The 15,932-nt window shown below is 53.2% G+C and carries 15 protein-coding genes; 14 read left to right on the top strand and 1 reads right to left on the bottom strand.

Features of this window, described 5'->3' with window-relative positions:
• Window positions 1-5: 5 nt before the first annotated feature.
• From PT275_RS03925 to PT275_RS03895, 7 genes are all read left to right on the top strand, one after another.
• On the top strand, window positions 6-983 hold the full coding sequence (locus PT275_RS03925; protein ID WP_277152530.1) for a hypothetical protein: 978 nt from the start codon (window positions 6-8) through the stop codon (window positions 981-983).
• Window positions 984-1,090: 107 nt separating this feature from the next.
• Window positions 1,091-1,381, top strand: coding sequence for a helix-turn-helix transcriptional regulator (locus PT275_RS03920; RefSeq protein WP_277152528.1), 291 nt, complete (start codon window positions 1,091-1,093; stop codon window positions 1,379-1,381).
• Window positions 1,382-1,711: 330 nt separating this feature from the next.
• Window positions 1,712-2,398, top strand: coding sequence for an SDR family oxidoreductase (locus tag PT275_RS03915; protein WP_277152526.1), 687 nt, complete (start codon window positions 1,712-1,714; stop codon window positions 2,396-2,398).
• 133 nt (window positions 2,399-2,531) lie between these two features.
• On the top strand, window positions 2,532-2,741 hold the full coding sequence (locus PT275_RS03910) for a zinc ribbon domain-containing protein (RefSeq protein WP_277152524.1): 210 nt from the start codon (window positions 2,532-2,534) through the stop codon (window positions 2,739-2,741).
• Window positions 2,742-2,803: 62 nt separating this feature from the next.
• A complete protein-coding gene (locus PT275_RS03905; protein WP_277153654.1) occupies window positions 2,804-3,160 on the top strand; it encodes a DUF488 domain-containing protein in 357 nt (118 codons plus the stop codon).
• A 155-nt stretch (window positions 3,161-3,315) separates the two neighbouring features.
• Complete coding sequence (locus tag PT275_RS03900) at window positions 3,316-3,741, top strand: nuclear transport factor 2 family protein (RefSeq protein ID WP_277152522.1); 426 nt, start codon at window positions 3,316-3,318, stop codon at window positions 3,739-3,741.
• A 557-nt stretch (window positions 3,742-4,298) separates the two neighbouring features.
• The gene (locus PT275_RS03895) at window positions 4,299-4,754 is read left to right on the top strand and encodes an Hsp20/alpha crystallin family protein (RefSeq protein ID WP_277152520.1); all 456 of its coding nucleotides are present in this window, start codon (window positions 4,299-4,301) and stop codon (window positions 4,752-4,754) included.
• Window positions 4,755-4,961: 207 nt separating this feature from the next.
• Here the strand turns inward: PT275_RS03895 and PT275_RS03890 are convergent, their stop codons facing one another.
• Entirely contained in the window at window positions 4,962-6,614 is a 1,653-nt protein-coding gene (locus PT275_RS03890; protein ID WP_277152517.1) for an ABC transporter substrate-binding protein, read from the bottom strand.
• Between the two features lie 335 nt (window positions 6,615-6,949).
• Here PT275_RS03890 and PT275_RS03885 point away from each other — a divergent pair, with 335 nt between their 5' ends.
• The 7 genes from PT275_RS03885 to PT275_RS03855 all read left to right on the top strand — a co-directional run bounded on the left by PT275_RS03885 (window position 6,950) and on the right by PT275_RS03855 (window position 15,887).
• Window positions 6,950-7,762: a histidine phosphatase family protein gene (locus PT275_RS03885; protein WP_277152513.1), complete on the top strand. Its 813-nt coding sequence runs from the start codon at window positions 6,950-6,952 to the stop codon at window positions 7,760-7,762.
• A gap of 175 nt (window positions 7,763-7,937) precedes the next feature.
• Window positions 7,938-9,221, top strand: a complete 1,284-nt coding sequence (locus tag PT275_RS03880) for a solute carrier family 23 protein (protein WP_277152511.1) — start codon at window positions 7,938-7,940, stop codon at window positions 9,219-9,221.
• Window positions 9,222-9,471: 250 nt separating this feature from the next.
• Window positions 9,472-10,170 carry an SDR family NAD(P)-dependent oxidoreductase gene (locus tag PT275_RS03875; RefSeq protein WP_277152508.1) on the top strand — a complete coding sequence of 233 codons (699 nt, stop codon included), beginning with the start codon at window positions 9,472-9,474 and terminating at the stop codon, window positions 10,168-10,170.
• A gap of 105 nt (window positions 10,171-10,275) precedes the next feature.
• Window positions 10,276-11,475, top strand: a complete 1,200-nt coding sequence (locus PT275_RS03870) for a LacI family DNA-binding transcriptional regulator (RefSeq protein WP_277152506.1) — start codon at window positions 10,276-10,278, stop codon at window positions 11,473-11,475.
• A 376-nt stretch (window positions 11,476-11,851) separates the two neighbouring features.
• The gene (gtfA, locus tag PT275_RS03865) at window positions 11,852-13,390 is read left to right on the top strand and encodes a sucrose phosphorylase (protein ID WP_277153653.1); all 1,539 of its coding nucleotides are present in this window, start codon (window positions 11,852-11,854) and stop codon (window positions 13,388-13,390) included.
• Window positions 13,391-13,493: 103 nt separating this feature from the next.
• On the top strand, window positions 13,494-14,108 hold the full coding sequence (locus PT275_RS03860) for a YesL family protein (RefSeq protein ID WP_277152504.1): 615 nt from the start codon (window positions 13,494-13,496) through the stop codon (window positions 14,106-14,108).
• A gap of 471 nt (window positions 14,109-14,579) precedes the next feature.
• Window positions 14,580-15,887, top strand: a complete 1,308-nt coding sequence (locus PT275_RS03855) for an ABC transporter substrate-binding protein (protein ID WP_277152502.1) — start codon at window positions 14,580-14,582, stop codon at window positions 15,885-15,887.
• Window positions 15,888-15,932 lie beyond the last annotated feature (45 nt).

Genomic DNA, 15,932 nt, shown 5'->3' with positions numbered 1-15,932 from the left:
AAAAAATGGATAAAAATCGTATCAAAATCATTTCCGTTTTGGGATTACTTCTTTCGGCAGTACTGATGATTGTAGGGATTTATACAGGGCTTACTTCTTCGATAGTAGGAGGGTCTTCCAACAGTTCTGCGGAAAAACAATCTTCTAATACTAATGGTGTGAAGAAAAATACTGGTAAAAAAACGACTACTCCTGATAATGGGGAAAAGCTAAACAATCCAGAGACAACGAAAGATGGTGGGGGTTTTGGTTCATTCAACAATCGATTTTATGCTCCCAAAGACTCACAATTGAGTCAGAAGACTGATATAGCACGTGTTTTTTGGGAATGCTCTCCACAGTCTCAGCCAAATGATGATAATTTTTATTATGATTTATCTGATGATCAGTCTGAATTATGGTTGAGGGTGAGTTATCCCTCTGCTTGGTCTGACCAGATTGTTGGCTGCTTTGCTTCAAAACTTGGGTTAGGAACTGCTGAGTTGACAAAGGCCGGCACAATAGAGCATGGCTGGCGTGTAAATTCTGAAGGTAATTATAATATTCAATCCAAAATTATGGATACTGGTACCCAAGCTTCTGATGGTTCAACCGGTTGGCTCGATCTTATGGTGAAACAAAGGAATCTTGAGGGTGGCTATGGGTCTTCAGCTCAATGGTATGTTCCAGCTGGGGCAACTTCTACATCCGTTACTTCTAAAGTTGCTAAAATTTTTTGGAAATGTGCTCCAACACCAACTCAGGAAGATCCAAATTTCAGATATCAGCTTTCAGAAAATCAAATAGAGATGACTTTTAAGGTAACAAAACCGAGTCAACTATATGATACGGAAGTTAGCTGCTTTGCAACGCAGATGAATATATCTCCGGAACGTTTCATTAAAGAAAGTGCTGAGATTGGAGGCCTACGACAAAATAATTTACAATTCTTAACTAAAACTGTCGACAATGTTTTTGTAATGACACTTAAACCAATGGTTTGAAAATTAGTGTTGTATTTTGTGCTATGACTTTATCTATAAGCACTAGTATGTCATAGTATAATCTACTTAATCAGTAGAATGCTAATGATTAAAGCGTTAGGTAAGAAATGAAATATACGCCGACGACTACCAAACGAGACTTGCGGATTATCGGGGAGCACTTTGCGGCACAGCGCAAGCTGCTGGGACTGCGAGTCAACGACGTGGCCAAGCGCGCGGGGATCAGCGAGACTACGGTGACCAATCTCGAGCACGGGAGGCCGGTGCGCTCTGACGCGCTGATTACTGTCGCCCGCATACTTCAACTGGCCGATTACATGGTCAAGGCGGCCGACCCGTATTCGCATGATCTGGGCATGGTTCGTGCCGGTCAACTTCTGCCCAAGCGAGTGAGATAATCATTATTCGAATTCCTTGAGAGAAAACGCAAAGTAACGGTTTTTGCCAGGCCATTTCGCGGCAGGAAGCGCGGGATTACGCGGGAACGCTGGGTTCTGTTATCAAGCAGGCCATTGCAAGAGCTAGGTTGCGTCATATCGATAATCATTCCGTTTCGTTTATGGAATCAAGATTCCGGCACGCACAGCAACAGTTGGCTGAGCTCTAAATCTTGCAATGGTACGTTCGATTATTTGCTTTGTCCGCATAGATCGGTTTTTATGGCATAGTAATGGTGATTGGGGTTCATCAACAATGATGGGTATCTAAACCTTTTGAAAGGAATCGATATGGTTGATCAAAGACGAGTGGTTGTTCTCGGTGGGCATGGCAAGGTGGCGTTGCTTGCCGAACCGAAGCTGAAAGAGGCCGGATTTGTAGTGGACGCGGTCATCCGCAATCCGGCACAATCGGATGATGTGCGCAAGGCCGGCGCGAATCCGGTGGTCTTCGATATGGAGCATGCCAATGTCGACAACTTCGCGGGGCTCTTCGAAGGCGCCGTTGCGGTGGTCTTTTCGGCGGGCGCCGGTGGTGGGGATGACGTTCGTACCCACGCCGTCGACTACCAGGCTGCGGTCAACGCGATGGATGCGGCCGAAAGGGCTGGTGTTCGACGCTTTGTTATGGTTTCGTATGATACGTCTGACCGTGACCCGCAGGAGATGGGCTGGCCCGACTCGTTCATCACGTATGCGCAGTCCAAACACGATGCAGACGCCCACTTGCGTGATTCTTCGCTCGAGTATACGATTCTCGGTCCCGGTCTGCTTACGCTTGAGCCGGAAACCGACAAGATTGTCTTGACCGATGACCATACGATAATCGACGGCAAGCCAGCAACTGACGAACAGCGCGCGACCTCGCGCGGCAACGTCGCAGCAGTCATTGCCCGCGTGCTTTCGGCAGATATCGCCAAGCGCAAGACCATCGACTTCTACGATGGCGACAAACCGATTGACGAGATTCTGGTCTGAGGCCAAGTCGAAATCTCATTGTGACATATCGCCGCTTCCGAAAGCACGGGTTTCGGAGGTGGCGATTTTTATGCCAACGCATATGGTTAGATAGATTATTGAGGGATATACAAATATAAAGAAAGGCCCGACGATGGAACAGAAACAGTACGTATGCGAGAAGTGCGGTTGTCAGCATTATATTTCCGACCAATTCCAGGCGACGGGCGGTGATGTCGCCAAACTGTTCAACGTGCAGAACAAGAAGTTCATCACTGTCAGCTGCACGCAATGTGGCTATACGGAGCTCTATCGTGCCGAGACTGACGCGGGTATGAACATCCTCGATTTCCTGATGAACTGATATCTGTTATTCCGTTCCTGCCTGCGCTAGTCTGGGCATATAAAACCAAAGGAGCGGGAATGATGACGATTGCGTTGAAACGGGTATATGAGGCGGCCGAGGATTCGGATGGGTATCGCGTGCTGGTCGACAGGCTTTGGCCGCGTGGCATTTCGAAGGTAAAAGCGAAGCTCGATCTGTGGCTCAAGGAGATTGGACCGACCACCGAATTGCGCAAGTGGTTTGGCCATGATCCGGCCAAGTTCGAGGAGTTTGCCGAGAAGTATCGCATGGAACTGGATGCCAATGCGGAAACGGTCGGCAAGTTGGTCGCCGTCTGCCGCGAGCAGTCAAGGGTCACGTTGCTTTATGGAGCCAAGGATCCAGAGCACAATCAGGCAGTGGTTCTGAAAGAGTATCTCGAAGAGCGTCTTTCGTAATACGATATTTTGCGGCTTGTCTATAGGAGCGGCAGCAAAATGGTCAAAGCTATTGAGAACGGCTTCAGGCGCGTGTGTATTTTGTGTCATGAATGTCATAGGAAAATCGATATTTGTGCCGTGTGGTGCGGTTTGCATGGCGTATGATAATAAATATGGCGACAGTGACGTTATCGATACCGAGAGCACGCAAACGTGAGCGTGCCATTTCCGACTATTTCCACATGTGGGTGATGCGTGATTTCGACAAGTTCGACGCGATTTTCGCCCCTGATTGTGAATATGAGGAATGCAACGGGCATATCTATGAAAACCGCAACCAGATTCATCACTGGATTGAGGATTTGATGGGGCATCAGATCGTCTCGATGTGGAAGATAGCCAATTTCACTCACGCCCGTGGTCGTGAAGGGCAGCCTTCGATTACCGTGTTCTGGACGTTCGCGGCCAAGGAAAACGACGGAGAAGCCTACGATTTCGATGGCGTTTCGGTCATCGAGTTCAATCGGCAGAACAAGATCAGGCGTGTCCGTGAATTCCAGGCCAAGCGTCGCCGCGATTACCCGTACAAAAGCGAGTAGGTGTTCATAGGTTTGATGCTTTAGCGGAACGAAGCGGGGAGCGAATCGATTGTTGTCAAGGTCGATTGATCTGTTTCTGTTTACTTGCCATTGTGGATTCGGATATGCGGGTATAAACAGTGAATTCGTTCAGATTCTTGGGTTATAGGTCTCATTGTGTGTCCAAAGTAGGCTTAAAAGTGTTCTGCTATATGGAATAAAAGCTGTTTAAGATTAGGGCGCAGAGATTCGAATTCCCTTTTCCGCTATTTTCTCAATGTCTCAAGGCTAATTTTGGATACGCATTTTGGCTGTTATCCCAGATTCTTGTTCACGAACCCCTTTTTAATCTTTGACTATTCGTAGCAATCAAGCCAATTTTCAAAACTTGAGTCAGGTAGACTCAAGTTTTGTTCACTGCAGGTTAAATTTGGGAAGCCAAAGCGGGAATAACGGTTGGACATAGTGACAAGATAAAGACTTGGAGTCGTAAGGTTCCGGAGCGTCTCGTCACTCGGCCGGTTCGGCTTCCGGCCGTGGGCGTCACGGCTTGCCTCAGATACTTAGGAGTATTGATTATGGCTATGTTTCCGGCTTTGATGCATGATGCGTTCTCTGATATGTTCGACGATCCGTTCTTCGCCGGTTGGGGAGATTCGAGCAGCCGCATGGGCAATCCGATTTCTTCGGCCAACATGATGAAGACCGATGTTCGTGAGACCGACAAGGGCTATGATGTCTCCATCGATATGCCTGGCTTCAAGAAGGACGATATCTCCCTTGAACTGCATGACGGCTATCTGACCGTCTCCGCCAAGCGCGATGAGCATCATGACGAGAAGAACGATGAGGGCAAGTGGCTTCGTCGCGAACGTTACGCCGGCACCTGCTCGCGTAGCTTCTACGTCGGCGACGATGTCAAGGAACCTGACGTGCATGCCAGCTACAAGGATGGCACGCTCAGCCTTGAAATTGCAAAGCCGCAGCCGCTGCCGAAGGTCGAACCGAAGCATCAGATCGCCATTGAAGGCTGATTGACCGATTGCGGACAGTGGGGATATACGGATTGATATCCGTTTGAAACCAGCGTCCGGCGGAATGCCGATGCCGTCGTGCCGGCAGGATAGAAAGAATAGTTTTTCTCGAAGTTCTGCTTGGCACGGCGGCATTTTGACGTTTGGGCCGATATGAATTTATTTACAGACCCAAACATTCTTTATTTATTCTTAAATTAATATGTATCACTTGGTAATTTTCTCGTATTCAGGAAGTCCCATATAGTTGAAATCGACGTGTTCGACGTTTTTCGAACTGCCGGCGGCGACGTTTGCATACCAGAGTGGTATCACCGGCAGATCGTGCAGCAGCGTCTCTTCGGCCTGCTGATAGGTCGTAATCGAGTCCGACAATTCAGGTTGCGCCGCGGCTTTGTCAATCAGGCCATCAAATTCCTTGCTCTTGTAATCGCCGTTGTTGAGCCCCTTGCCGTCGGCTGCCGAAGAATCGTAGGCTTGCACGAGGTAGCCTTCCGGGTGGGGATAATCCGACTGAAGCCCTTGCACGAAGGCGGCGTTGATGGTCCTGTTGTGCACGGCACCGCTGAATTCCTTCTGGGTGGGTAGTGCATAAGGAGCTGCATCGATTTCCAGCGTGTTCTTGATGGAATTGATGATGGCCTCTACCCATGGCTTGAAGCCGCTGTCGGCGCTGTAAGCCAGGCGGAACTGTCCATCAAAGGGGGCGATGGTATCGGCCTTCTTCCAAAGTTCCTGTGCTTCTTTCTGGTTGTAGCCGATGGCGTCGCCTCCGGCGAGTTTGGCACTGTGGCCGGCGATAGTCGGTGCGGTGAAGTCCGTGGCTACCGTGGCGGTGCCATGCAGCACCTTGGTCGTGATGTCTTTGCGATCGATGGAAAGCGAAATCGCCTCGCGGCGCAGACGGCCTTCCTCGCCGGTGAAATGCTTGAGGTTCTGAGGAATGGTAAATGATTTGAAGGCCGGGCCAGGCTTGACGTAGGGGGTGATGTCCTTGTCGTTTCTAAACGTGGTCAGCGCGGAGTTGGGAATGGCGTCGAGTACATCGAGATTGCCGCCTTCCAGATCCGAATATGCCGAATCGACGTTTGTATAAAGCTTGAAGATAAGGCCCTTGTTGGCTGGTTTCCGCGGTCCGTTGTATGACTTATTTGGCACAAGTCGTATCTCGCGGTCATGGGTCCAGGACGCGAGTTTGTAAGGGCCGTTGCCGATTGGATGTTCTCCGAAAGCCTTGATGTCGGCGTATGCGTTAGAAGGCATCGGCAGGAACGCTACATCGCCGACTTTGTAGCCGAATGAGGAATCGTGTCCATTGATATCAACCTTGAGCGTATTGTCATCGACGGCGTGAAGGCCGGAAAGCTGGGCCTTGGGGTCGCCTTTTTCGTTCTGCAGCGCATCGTAGCCGGCGATGGTGGAGAAGATGGAGGCGCCCATCATGCCGTTGGCGGCGTTCGCAGCGAATGACCAAGATTTGGCATAGGTTTCGGCGGTGATACGCTCGCCGGTGGAGAAGGTGAGTCCCGGCTTCAAAGTGATGGTGTATTGGGAGGCGTCGTCGTTGGGCGTGATCGATTGCGCTCCGGCGTTGACCGCTTTTCCGTCCTTGCCGAAAGTCACCAGGCCCTCGAACAGTTGGGTGACGACTTTCCAACCGGCGGTGTCATCGGTATTGGAGGGGACGAGGCCTACTGCGGGTTCGACGTTGTTGACCACGACCGGCTGGCCTGATTCGGATGAGGCCCCGGTCTGTTTTGCGCCACCGGTCGATCCGCCGCAACCGGCCAAAGCCATGGACGCACTGAGAATCAGTGCCAAGCCTGCGATGGCGGTTTTGAGGGTTTTTCTAGTGGACATGTAGACGACCTTTTCTCTCTTGGATTTTTAGTACTAAGTTGTGTTCTCTCAACTTTAACGACTTCGTTGTTGCTGTACGAGGCTTTAAAAGGTATCTTCAGCGGATAGATGAACGTGAGATTAGCGGCGTTGTTTATGGCCTTTTATCAAGGCTTCATAAGTAGTGTAACTCACGTTTGGGGTTGAATCGTACATTTTGAAAAGTATCGTAGTTTTTTCTGCGGTGTAAATGATCGGCAATGGCCTATGTTTTCGTGTGGCCATTTACTATGGGTTTATGATTGATAACAGTATTTGTTGATGAAGAGTGTGTGAGAAAGCAGAGGTAAGCGTTTATGGGTATGCCATTGGATTTGTATGTGATCCGACATGGGGAGTCGGAGGCGAACGTCATCGTCAAGGCGGGGGAGCACGGCGACAATTCGCTTTTTACACAGGATAACGTCACGGTTCCCGATCGCTCGTGGAGACTGACAGCGACAGGGCGCAAGCAGGCCTATTGCATCGGCCGCTGGTTGGTCGAGCAGCAGCAGCTGTTTGATCGCTATTTGGTTTCGCCCTACGTACGCACGCGTGAGACTGCGGCGACCATGGCGCTGCCCAAGGCCAAATGGGAGGAGACCCGCGTCTTGCGTGAACGTTCGTGGGGTGAGATTAGCACGGTGACCCAGGACATGTTCAAGAACAACTACGAGCGCAACTGGATGTTCAAGAAAACCGACCCGCTCTACTGGCGTCCGCCGGCCGGAGAATCCATTGCCGACGTTGCCGAGAACCGCGCCCATAACCTGCTGACGTCACTGAACCGTCGCGCCGAAGCTCAATCCGTCATCGCGGTCACCCACGGCGATTTCATGCTTTCGCTGATGCTGACGCTTGAGGACCTTTCCGACGAGGAATTCCTGCGCCGCGCCGACAGCGACAACTGGAAGATCACCAACTGCACCTGCCTGCACTATTCGCGCCGCGACCCCAACACCGGCCGTACCGACGAGCGCATCCGCTACGAGCAGACCGCCCGTCCCGTCTACGACAAAGACACCGGCCGTTGGACGGTGAAGGTCGACCCGTGGCGCGAGTTCCAGCGCCCCCTGCTCTCCAACGGTGACCTGGTAGACGTGGTCCAGTCCGTCACCCCGCATCTGTGATGTTAATTTTACTGACGTGTTTGGGGCTGGGATATACGATGTCCGACACGCCAATGTCAAAGGGGCCGCTAAAATGTCCCAAGGCGCACGACGAAAGCAAAGTAAAAGCAAGGCCGCGCGGTGAATCCCCTATTTTCTAGTAGTGGCCAAAGTATGCCCAAAAGGAGAGTCAAGGATGAGCAACATGTTCACCTGGAAACTGCATGGTGACGGCAAGACGTTGAACCCCGGAGAGGTGGTCGACCCCGACGAACGCATGACGTGGGGCCGTACGGCGGGCATTGGTGCTCAGCACGTGATCGCGATGTTCGGCGCGACGTTCCTCGTTCCGATTCTGACGGGCTTCGATCCGTCCACGACATTGTTCTTCACGGCGATGTCGACGGCGTTGTTCCTGTTGATCAATAAAAATGAGCTCCCCAGTTATTTGGGTAGCTCATTTGGTTTTATAGCCCCGATCGTCGCGGTCACCACTGCGCATAAGGGCATAGCGGTGGCCAGCTTCGGCATCATGGTCACCGGCATGCTGCTGGCACTCATCGGCATCCTCGTCCACTTCGCCGGCGCGAAATGGATTGACATCATCATGCCGCCGGTGGTCAACGGTGCCATCGTCGCCATCATCGGTTTCAACCTCGCCCCATCGGTGTGGAACAACTTCCAGAAGGCCCCCGATACCGCTGCGGTTACGCTGGTCGCCGTTCTGTTGATCGCGGTCCTCTTCAAAGGCCTGCTCGGCCGCCTCAACATTCTGCTCGGTGTGCTGGTCGGCTACGCCTACGCCTGCTTCCGCGGTCAGGTCGATTTCGCCGCCGTGGGCAGGGCCGCATGGATCGGCTTCCCGCATTTCCATCTGCCGCAGGTCGACTTCTCCGTGCTGCCCATGTTCATCCCGGTGGTCATGGTCCTGATTGCCGAGAACGTCGGTCATGTCAAGTCCGTCGCGCAGATGACCGGCCGCAACTATGACGACCACATCGGCACCGCCCTCTTCGCCGACGGCCTGGGGACCACCATCGCCGGCTTCGGCGGCGGCTCCGGCACCACCACCTACGGCGAGAACATCGGCGTGATGGCTGCCACCCGCGTCTACTCAACCGCCGCCTACTGGTGCGCCGCCGCCTTCGCGCTGATCTTGAGCCTGTGCCCGAAGTTCGGAGCCATCATCAACACGATTCCCGCCGGCGTGCTCGGCGGCGTGACCACCCTGCTTTACGGCATGATCGGCATGGTCGGCGTGCGCATCTGGGTCGACAACCACGTCGATTTCGGCAAGCCCCTGAACAACATGACCGCCGCCGTGACGATGATCATCGGCATCGCTGATTTCGGCTTCGCCATCTCCGGTGTCAAGTTCAACGGCATCGCCATCGGCACCGTCGCGGTGCTCGTGATGTACCATGGTCTGCGTGCCATCGGCCACGCCACCGGTGCCATCCCCAAGGATGAAGACGACTGAGCGTTTGATTTGAGCCAAAATCGCCATAAAACGATATTGGCGATGTGTGCCGGGTGATGACAATTCGTCACCCGGTTTTTCTTTTCGTCAGGCAACATCGATTATCGAAATGTATTTTATTTTATAGGTCCGGGAAAGTGCGCAATTCGTGTTTGAAAATCAGAGTTGTAATATCGAACAGTTTGATGGAGTCGTAACCAACCCATACACTTCGTATAAGTAACTTGTCACAGGCGAAGGGACTCCGAGTATGGGCAAGAAAATCGCAGTGGTCACCGGCGGGGCGGCAGGACTTGGTTTTGAGTTGGTCCGCGGACTGATTGAACAGGGATGGATGGTCAATACCATCGATTTTGACGACAAGCGGATGGCTGAGCTCGACAACCGTTTTGATGCTGGTTCCTACAAGGGCTACGTGGGCGACATCACCGACGAAACTTTTATCGACCAGGCTTTCTCGTCAATTGGTGCCACCGGTCATATTGATCTTTTGATCAATAATGCCGGCCAACCTTCCTTCAAAGTCCCGACCGCCTATGTCGGGGCCGATGTCGACAAGTGTCTTAAAGGGCTTAAAGGCATGGTGCTGTGCTGCGTCGCGGCGCTGAAGGCCGACGGCGAAGAACATCTCAAGATCGCCAATGTCATGAGCACCGCCGCAACGCGTGGCAATGCCAATGAATCCGTCTATTGTGCCGCGAAATGGGGGGAGAAGGGGTACACAGAAAGCCTCAAAGCGGCGTACAAAGGCTCCAGCGTCAAAGTCGTCGGCGTTTATCCCGGCGGTATCGACACTGATTTTTACAAGGAAAGTCACGATTACGTGTCGGTCGACAAGCAGCATTCCTTCATGGATGCCGGCGAGTTGGCCGCAGTGATTCTTCGCAACCTGGTGTACGAGGAGAATCTCACCGTTTCGGATATCCGCATTGATCGCAATTACGTCTGAATACGATTGCAAGGACAGTGGGAACCCCAGTACGATTCGGGGCTCCGCAAACAAATGCAAGGATACATTATCGCCATAGTATGGCGGAAGGATGGAAGCTGAACAATGGTCGGAATGCGCGATGTCGCGAAGAAGGCGAAAGTCTCGCTGAGTACGGTCTCGTTGGTCGTCAACCACACCGGTTACGTATCCAAAAAGATGCGCACCAAAGTCGAGGCGGCGATGAAGGCGTTGGATTATGTGCCCAATGAGCTTGCGCGTAATTTTCACAACGACAGCACCCACATGATTGGCATGATCGTGCCCACCATACGCCATCCCTTCTTTGCCCGTCTCACGGCTTCGGTACAGCACGAGCTGGCCGAGCGCGGCTACCAGGTGCTTCTCTGCTCTGCGGTCGATGCGGACACCGGTGAAGCCGAATATGTTGACATGCTGCGCCGGCACATCATGGACGGCATCATCATGGCCGCCCACACCGTGCACGACCTTGATTATTGGAGTTCCATCGAACGGCCGGTTGTCGCTTTCGACCGTTACCTGGGGCCCGGTGTACCGGCTGTGTTCTCCGACCATGAGGAAGGTGGCGCTCAGATCGCCAAAATCCTTCTTAAGACCAAAGCCCGTCATGTCGTCATGATCGGTGGCCCGCAGACGCAGTTCCATGATTTGGCTCGGTATCGGCAAAGCGATGAAAGCGGGAGCGACAAGAAGACGAAGAATTCAACCGCCTTTCGTCTTGACAGCGGCGATGCCGACACCACATTCCCTACCATTCGCTATTATCTGCGACTTGAAGAGGAGCTTGGCAAGCATAACGTCAGGTTTGATTATGTGGAAGCCGGAGATGTCGCGGATATGCAAAGTTCGTTGCAGGCGGCGCGGTCGGTCTTTGACCGGTTCGATGACGTCGATGCCATTGTCGGCTCTGATCTTGAAGCGGCGGAATGTGTGCAGGAGGCCATCAGACGCGGCATCGACGTGCCGCACGACCTGCAGATCATCGCCTATGACGGGACGTACCTGGCCAATGTGGCTGGCATGAGGATGACCGCTGTTTGCCAAAACTTCGATGGCATCGCGAACCTGCTGGTGAAGCGGCTGCTCGATTCGATCGCACTTGACGCAAGTGTCGAGGATGAGGACAGCAAGAAAACCAAGCAGAGCGAGAAGCGGTCCGCTGCGGCCTCGACGCTTCGTAAAACGGTTCAAGATGCGACGACGGCGGATAAACTGCGTATGTATCCGCATGATGTCGGCGATGTTGTTCCCATCACCTTGCGTGTGGCCGAAACGACGCGATAGAACCGGATGATTGGCGGCTAATTGGTTGAAAATGCCGTAAAGCAAGTGGACGCTAGTTTTAATTCAACGCCGTTAGTCTTTCTCTCTCCCGGTAATTGAGCGGTCTTGATTGCTGTTTGTGCCACAGAGAGACGGACAACGAGATGCTATCGTTTTCATTTTTTCAGATAAATTCCGGTTTCGACAAGCCTGTCGTATAAACGTGTGATAGTATCGAACCGGTTTTAGTAATTGTTCGGTATGCCGTTGGGCTCGAAGGGGCAGCCACACCGCAGGTGCGATGTCCCCGACGCCACAGAACGCTCGAAGTCGAAGCGTTCAGGCGACAACAATGCCGGCAATGAACACGGCAACACGGAAACAGCAGGGAGGTTCCATGGACAACACGGTCCAGCTCATCACATATGCCGACAGGCTCGGTGAAGGTACGCTTGCCTCGATGACCGAGGTACTGCGCACACGGTTTGACGGCGTCTATACGGGCGTTCATATTCTCCCGTTCTTCACTCCCTTCGACGGAGCGGATGCCGGTTTCGACCCCATCGATCATACGCAGGTCGATCCCAGGCTTGGCACCTGGAATGACATCACCGACTTGAGTCGCACTCATGACATCATGGTCGACACCATCGTCAACCACATGTCGTGGAAATCCAAGCAGTTCCAGGATGTCATGGCACGCGGCGAAAAGAGCCCCTATTACGGGATGTTCCTGACGATGTCTTCGGTGTTCCCGGATGGGGCCACCGAAGAAGAGCTCGCCGGCATTTATCGCCCTCGGCCAGGTCTGCCGTTCACCCACTACGATTGGGGCGGCAAGACACGTCTGGTCTGGACGACGTTCACCCCCCAGCAGGTCGACATCAACACGGATTCGCCTGAGGGCTGGGGCTATCTCACCTCGATCCTCGACCGGCTTGCGCAAAGCCATGTCAAGTTCATCCGTCTCGATGCCGTCGGATACGGCGCCAAGCAGGCCGATACTAGCTGCTTCATGACGCCGAAGACCTTCGACCTTATCGGCCGCATCAAGGCCGAAGCAGCCTCCCGTGGATTGGAGACGCTGATTGAGGTCCATTCCTATTACAAGAAGCAGGTTGAAATCGCTTCCAAGGTCGATCGTGTCTACGATTTCGCCTTGCCGCCGCTGCTGCTGCACGCACTTTCCACCGGCGACGTCGAATCGCTGGCGCATTGGACGCAGATCCGGCCCAACAACGCGGTCACTGTGCTCGACACGCACGACGGCATCGGCGTCATCGACATCGGCAGCGACCAGCTCGACCATAGCCTCAAGGGTCTGGTAAGCGACGAGGCCGTGGATGCGCTGGTCGAGACCATCGACCGCAACACCCATGGCGAGGCCAAGGCCGCCACCGGGGCGGCGGCGAGCAACCTTGATCTTTACCAGATCAACTCCACGTATTACGCGGCTCTCGGCTGCAACGACCAACATTATCTGGCCGCCCGCGCCGTCCAGTTCTTCCTGCCAGGCGTGCCGCAGGTCTATTACGTCGGGGCATTGGCTGGAAAGAACGATATGGAGTTGTTGCACCGCACCAACAACGGCCGTGACATCAACCGTCATTATTACTCGACCAAGGAAATCGACGAAAATCTTCAGCGTCCGGTGGTCAAGGCACTCAATGCGCTCTGCCGCCTGCGCAACACGCTGGATGCGTTCAATGGCAAATTCTCCTACGAAGTCCGTAACGACGAGAAGTCGGGCAAGAACGGCAAACTGATCTCGCTTCAGTGGAAGGGCGAGGGCAGCGAGGCTACGCTCGATTTTGCGCCGGGTCGCGCCCCGCAGGCCGACAGCGACAAGTCCGTCGTCAAGCTCGTCTGGAGAGACGCGGCAGGGGAGCACGCTACCGAGGATCTGCTGTCCAATCCTCCCGTTGCGAGTGTGTGATCTGGGCTGAAAATGCCTTTACCGATAATGGTCTGAGTGGGGTTTGGGCTTTGCACGTGGATTGTCATGGGCGAAGTCCAGACCTCGAACCGAAAGGAACATCGTGTCGAATCTTTTCAATCAGGACAATCTGTTCTTTCGTTTCATGGGCATTTTGGGCGACCTGATCGTGCTCAACCTGATCACATTGATTTTTTGCCTGCCAGTGGTCACGGCAGGCGCTGCTTTCACGGCGATGCATTCGGTGCTTTGGCACATGGTTCGAGGTGAAGAAACCTATGTGTGGCGCCAATTCCTCGATTCCTTCAAACGCAACTGGAAGCAGGCCACGCCGGTGTGGCTTGTGTTGCTATTGGTCGCGCTGATCGTGGTGTTCGATATAAGGTACGCCTTGGGGCTTTCATCAAGCCTCAGATACGCCATTGAAACGCTTGTGGCGCTTGTTGCGGTGGTCGCTGCGGTGATAGGGCAGTATTTTTTCATTCTTCTTTCCCGTTATGACAACCCCACAAAAATCCAGCTTGCGAATGCCGTCAGGTGTGCGGTCGCGTTTTTCCCAAGGACGATCGCCATGCTGGTTATTCTCGTCGCCTTTGCGCTGGTGCTGTTGCGCTATGTCGTCTATGCGTTCCCGCTGTTCGTGTTGCTCGGTTTTTCCTTGCCGCAGTATTGTTGCGCGTGGCTCTATAACCCGATTTTCAAAAAATTAGATGTCTGAGATATAAGTCTTGCTGCCATTGATTGCCGGTTCATCGTAAACTGGTGGCCTTGCTGTTGAAAATCGGAAAAATTGTGAAAGATGGAGCATTTCCGACTCAAGCCGGAAATGCTCCATCTTTTTTTATTCATCGAACAGTCAATGCGGCGTTCATGGTCGGATAGACAATTATATGATTCTTTATTGATTGCATAGTTGATTCGACATAATGATCTTAAAATAAAGTAATTTTATATCAATTGAATAATTATAACTCCGTTAATTATACGTTTTTATTATAAATGACCATAAACTTACTCCAAATTGACAAGTAGAAAACAGCGCGTTATTATCGAACCGGTTAGAGACATTGTTTGTCTCGTACTAAACCGGTTCGATGTTAGCGCCTTCAGTGCTGACGGATCATCGGCCTCGTAGCGGCTGGGCTGCCAAGTTGTGCAGTTCGCCGCGGAAGGAACAAGGAAGGTAATCATGCGTAACGGAACAACAAAACATACATGGAAGCGGGTCGGTGCTGTAGCGCTCGCCTCGGTATTGTCGCTGAGCATGCTGGGCGCCTGCGGCTCGTCAAGCGGTTCGGCCAGCAAAAGCGGAGTGAAGATCACGCTGTTCAACTCGAAGTCCGAGATTGAAAAGCAAATGGAGAAGATGGCCAAGCAGTATTCGAAGGAGAAGGGCGTCGACCTTGAGGTCTACAGCTCGACCGATACCGTCTCCTCGCACCTGGCCACGAAATATGCTTCCAACGATCCGTACACCCTCTCCATGGTGGACGACAAGGACGTCTACACGCTCGGCAAGCAGCATGCCATCGACCTGAGCGACCAGGCCTGGACCAAGGACACCAAGTACGCCCTCACCATGGGCGGCAAGACCTATGGCTTCCCGGTTTCCGTGGAAGCCCGCGGACTGATCTACAACGGCGACGCCATCAAGAAGATCACCGGAAAGACCTTCAACCCCGCAGACTATCAGACCCTGGATTCCTTCAAGGCGCTCATCAATCAGCTCAAGGCCGGCGGTATGGCACAGCCCACCGGTGTCATCAAGGAAGACTGGTCGCTCGCGGCCCACTATATGGCCCAGGTCTATGAAGAGCAGAAAGACCCCGCCCAGTTCATCAACGATCTGCACGATGGCAAGGTCGACCTCGACAAGGACGCCAAGTTCACCTCGCTGATGAACACGTTCGATGTCCTGAAGGATAACAACTACGCCAAGAACTCGGCCATCTCCGCCGAGCGCGAGGTGACCGAGCAGAAGCTCGCCGAAGGCAAGATCGCCTTCATGTTCGGCGGCAACTGGGATTGGTCGGTCATGAACGCCTATGACTACACCAAGAACATCGGCGAGATGCCGGTGCCCCAGGACACCACGGACGGCAGCAACCAGAAGCTTGTCGGCGGCGGCTCGAAGTTCATCTTCATCGACTCCTCGAAGAACACCTCCGACGCCCAGCGCAAGGCGGCCAAGGACTTCCTCAACTGGCTCGTCAGCTCCAAGGAGGGCCAGTCCTTCATCGTCAACGACTGCTCGCTCGTCTCCCCGTTCAGCAACAACAAGCTTCCGGTCAAGGATCCTCTCGGCCAGTCCGTCCAGAAGTACGCGGCCGACAGCAAGCTCATCCCCAACTACAGCTTCCTTCCTGACGACCACCTCTCCGTGGTGGGTGCCAAGTTCCAGAAGTACCTCGCCGGCCAGGAAGACCGCCAGACCTTCGCCAACGACGTTCAGACCTATTGGAAGGGTGCGAAGATCACCCAACCGGTCGCCAAGTAACGTCTCTTCAAAAGCATGGCGTCCGGTCGCCTGGATACTGAAATC

Source organism: Bifidobacterium sp. ESL0745, assembly GCF_029433335.1.
In the GTDB taxonomy this organism is placed as follows: domain Bacteria; phylum Actinomycetota; class Actinomycetes; order Actinomycetales; family Bifidobacteriaceae; genus Bifidobacterium.
This window is presented reverse-complemented; position numbering and strand designations above follow the sequence as displayed.

Bases quoted from the DNA above. Each gene is read 5' to 3' on its own strand.
- PT275_RS03925 (WP_277152530.1), top strand. From the start codon at position 6: ATGGATAAAAATCGTATCAAAATCATTTCCGTTTTGGGATTACTTCTT.
- PT275_RS03920 (WP_277152528.1), top strand. From the start codon at position 1,091: ATGAAATATACGCCGACGACTACCAAACGAGACTTGCGGATTATCGGG.
- PT275_RS03915 (WP_277152526.1), top strand. From the start codon at position 1,712: ATGGTTGATCAAAGACGAGTGGTTGTTCTCGGTGGGCATGGCAAGGTG.
- PT275_RS03910 (WP_277152524.1), top strand. From the start codon at position 2,532: ATGGAACAGAAACAGTACGTATGCGAGAAGTGCGGTTGTCAGCATTAT.
- PT275_RS03905 (WP_277153654.1), top strand. From the start codon at position 2,804: ATGACGATTGCGTTGAAACGGGTATATGAGGCGGCCGAGGATTCGGAT.
- PT275_RS03900 (WP_277152522.1), top strand. From the start codon at position 3,316: ATGGCGACAGTGACGTTATCGATACCGAGAGCACGCAAACGTGAGCGT.
- PT275_RS03895 (WP_277152520.1), top strand. From the start codon at position 4,299: ATGGCTATGTTTCCGGCTTTGATGCATGATGCGTTCTCTGATATGTTC.
- PT275_RS03890 (WP_277152517.1), bottom strand. From the start codon at position 6,614: ATGTCCACTAGAAAAACCCTCAAAACCGCCATCGCAGGCTTGGCACTG.
- PT275_RS03885 (WP_277152513.1), top strand. From the start codon at position 6,950: ATGGGTATGCCATTGGATTTGTATGTGATCCGACATGGGGAGTCGGAG.
- PT275_RS03880 (WP_277152511.1), top strand. From the start codon at position 7,938: ATGAGCAACATGTTCACCTGGAAACTGCATGGTGACGGCAAGACGTTG.
- PT275_RS03875 (WP_277152508.1), top strand. From the start codon at position 9,472: ATGGGCAAGAAAATCGCAGTGGTCACCGGCGGGGCGGCAGGACTTGGT.
- PT275_RS03870 (WP_277152506.1), top strand. From the start codon at position 10,276: ATGGTCGGAATGCGCGATGTCGCGAAGAAGGCGAAAGTCTCGCTGAGT.
- gtfA (WP_277153653.1), top strand. From the start codon at position 11,852: ATGGACAACACGGTCCAGCTCATCACATATGCCGACAGGCTCGGTGAA.
- PT275_RS03855 (WP_277152502.1), top strand. From the start codon at position 14,580: ATGCGTAACGGAACAACAAAACATACATGGAAGCGGGTCGGTGCTGTA.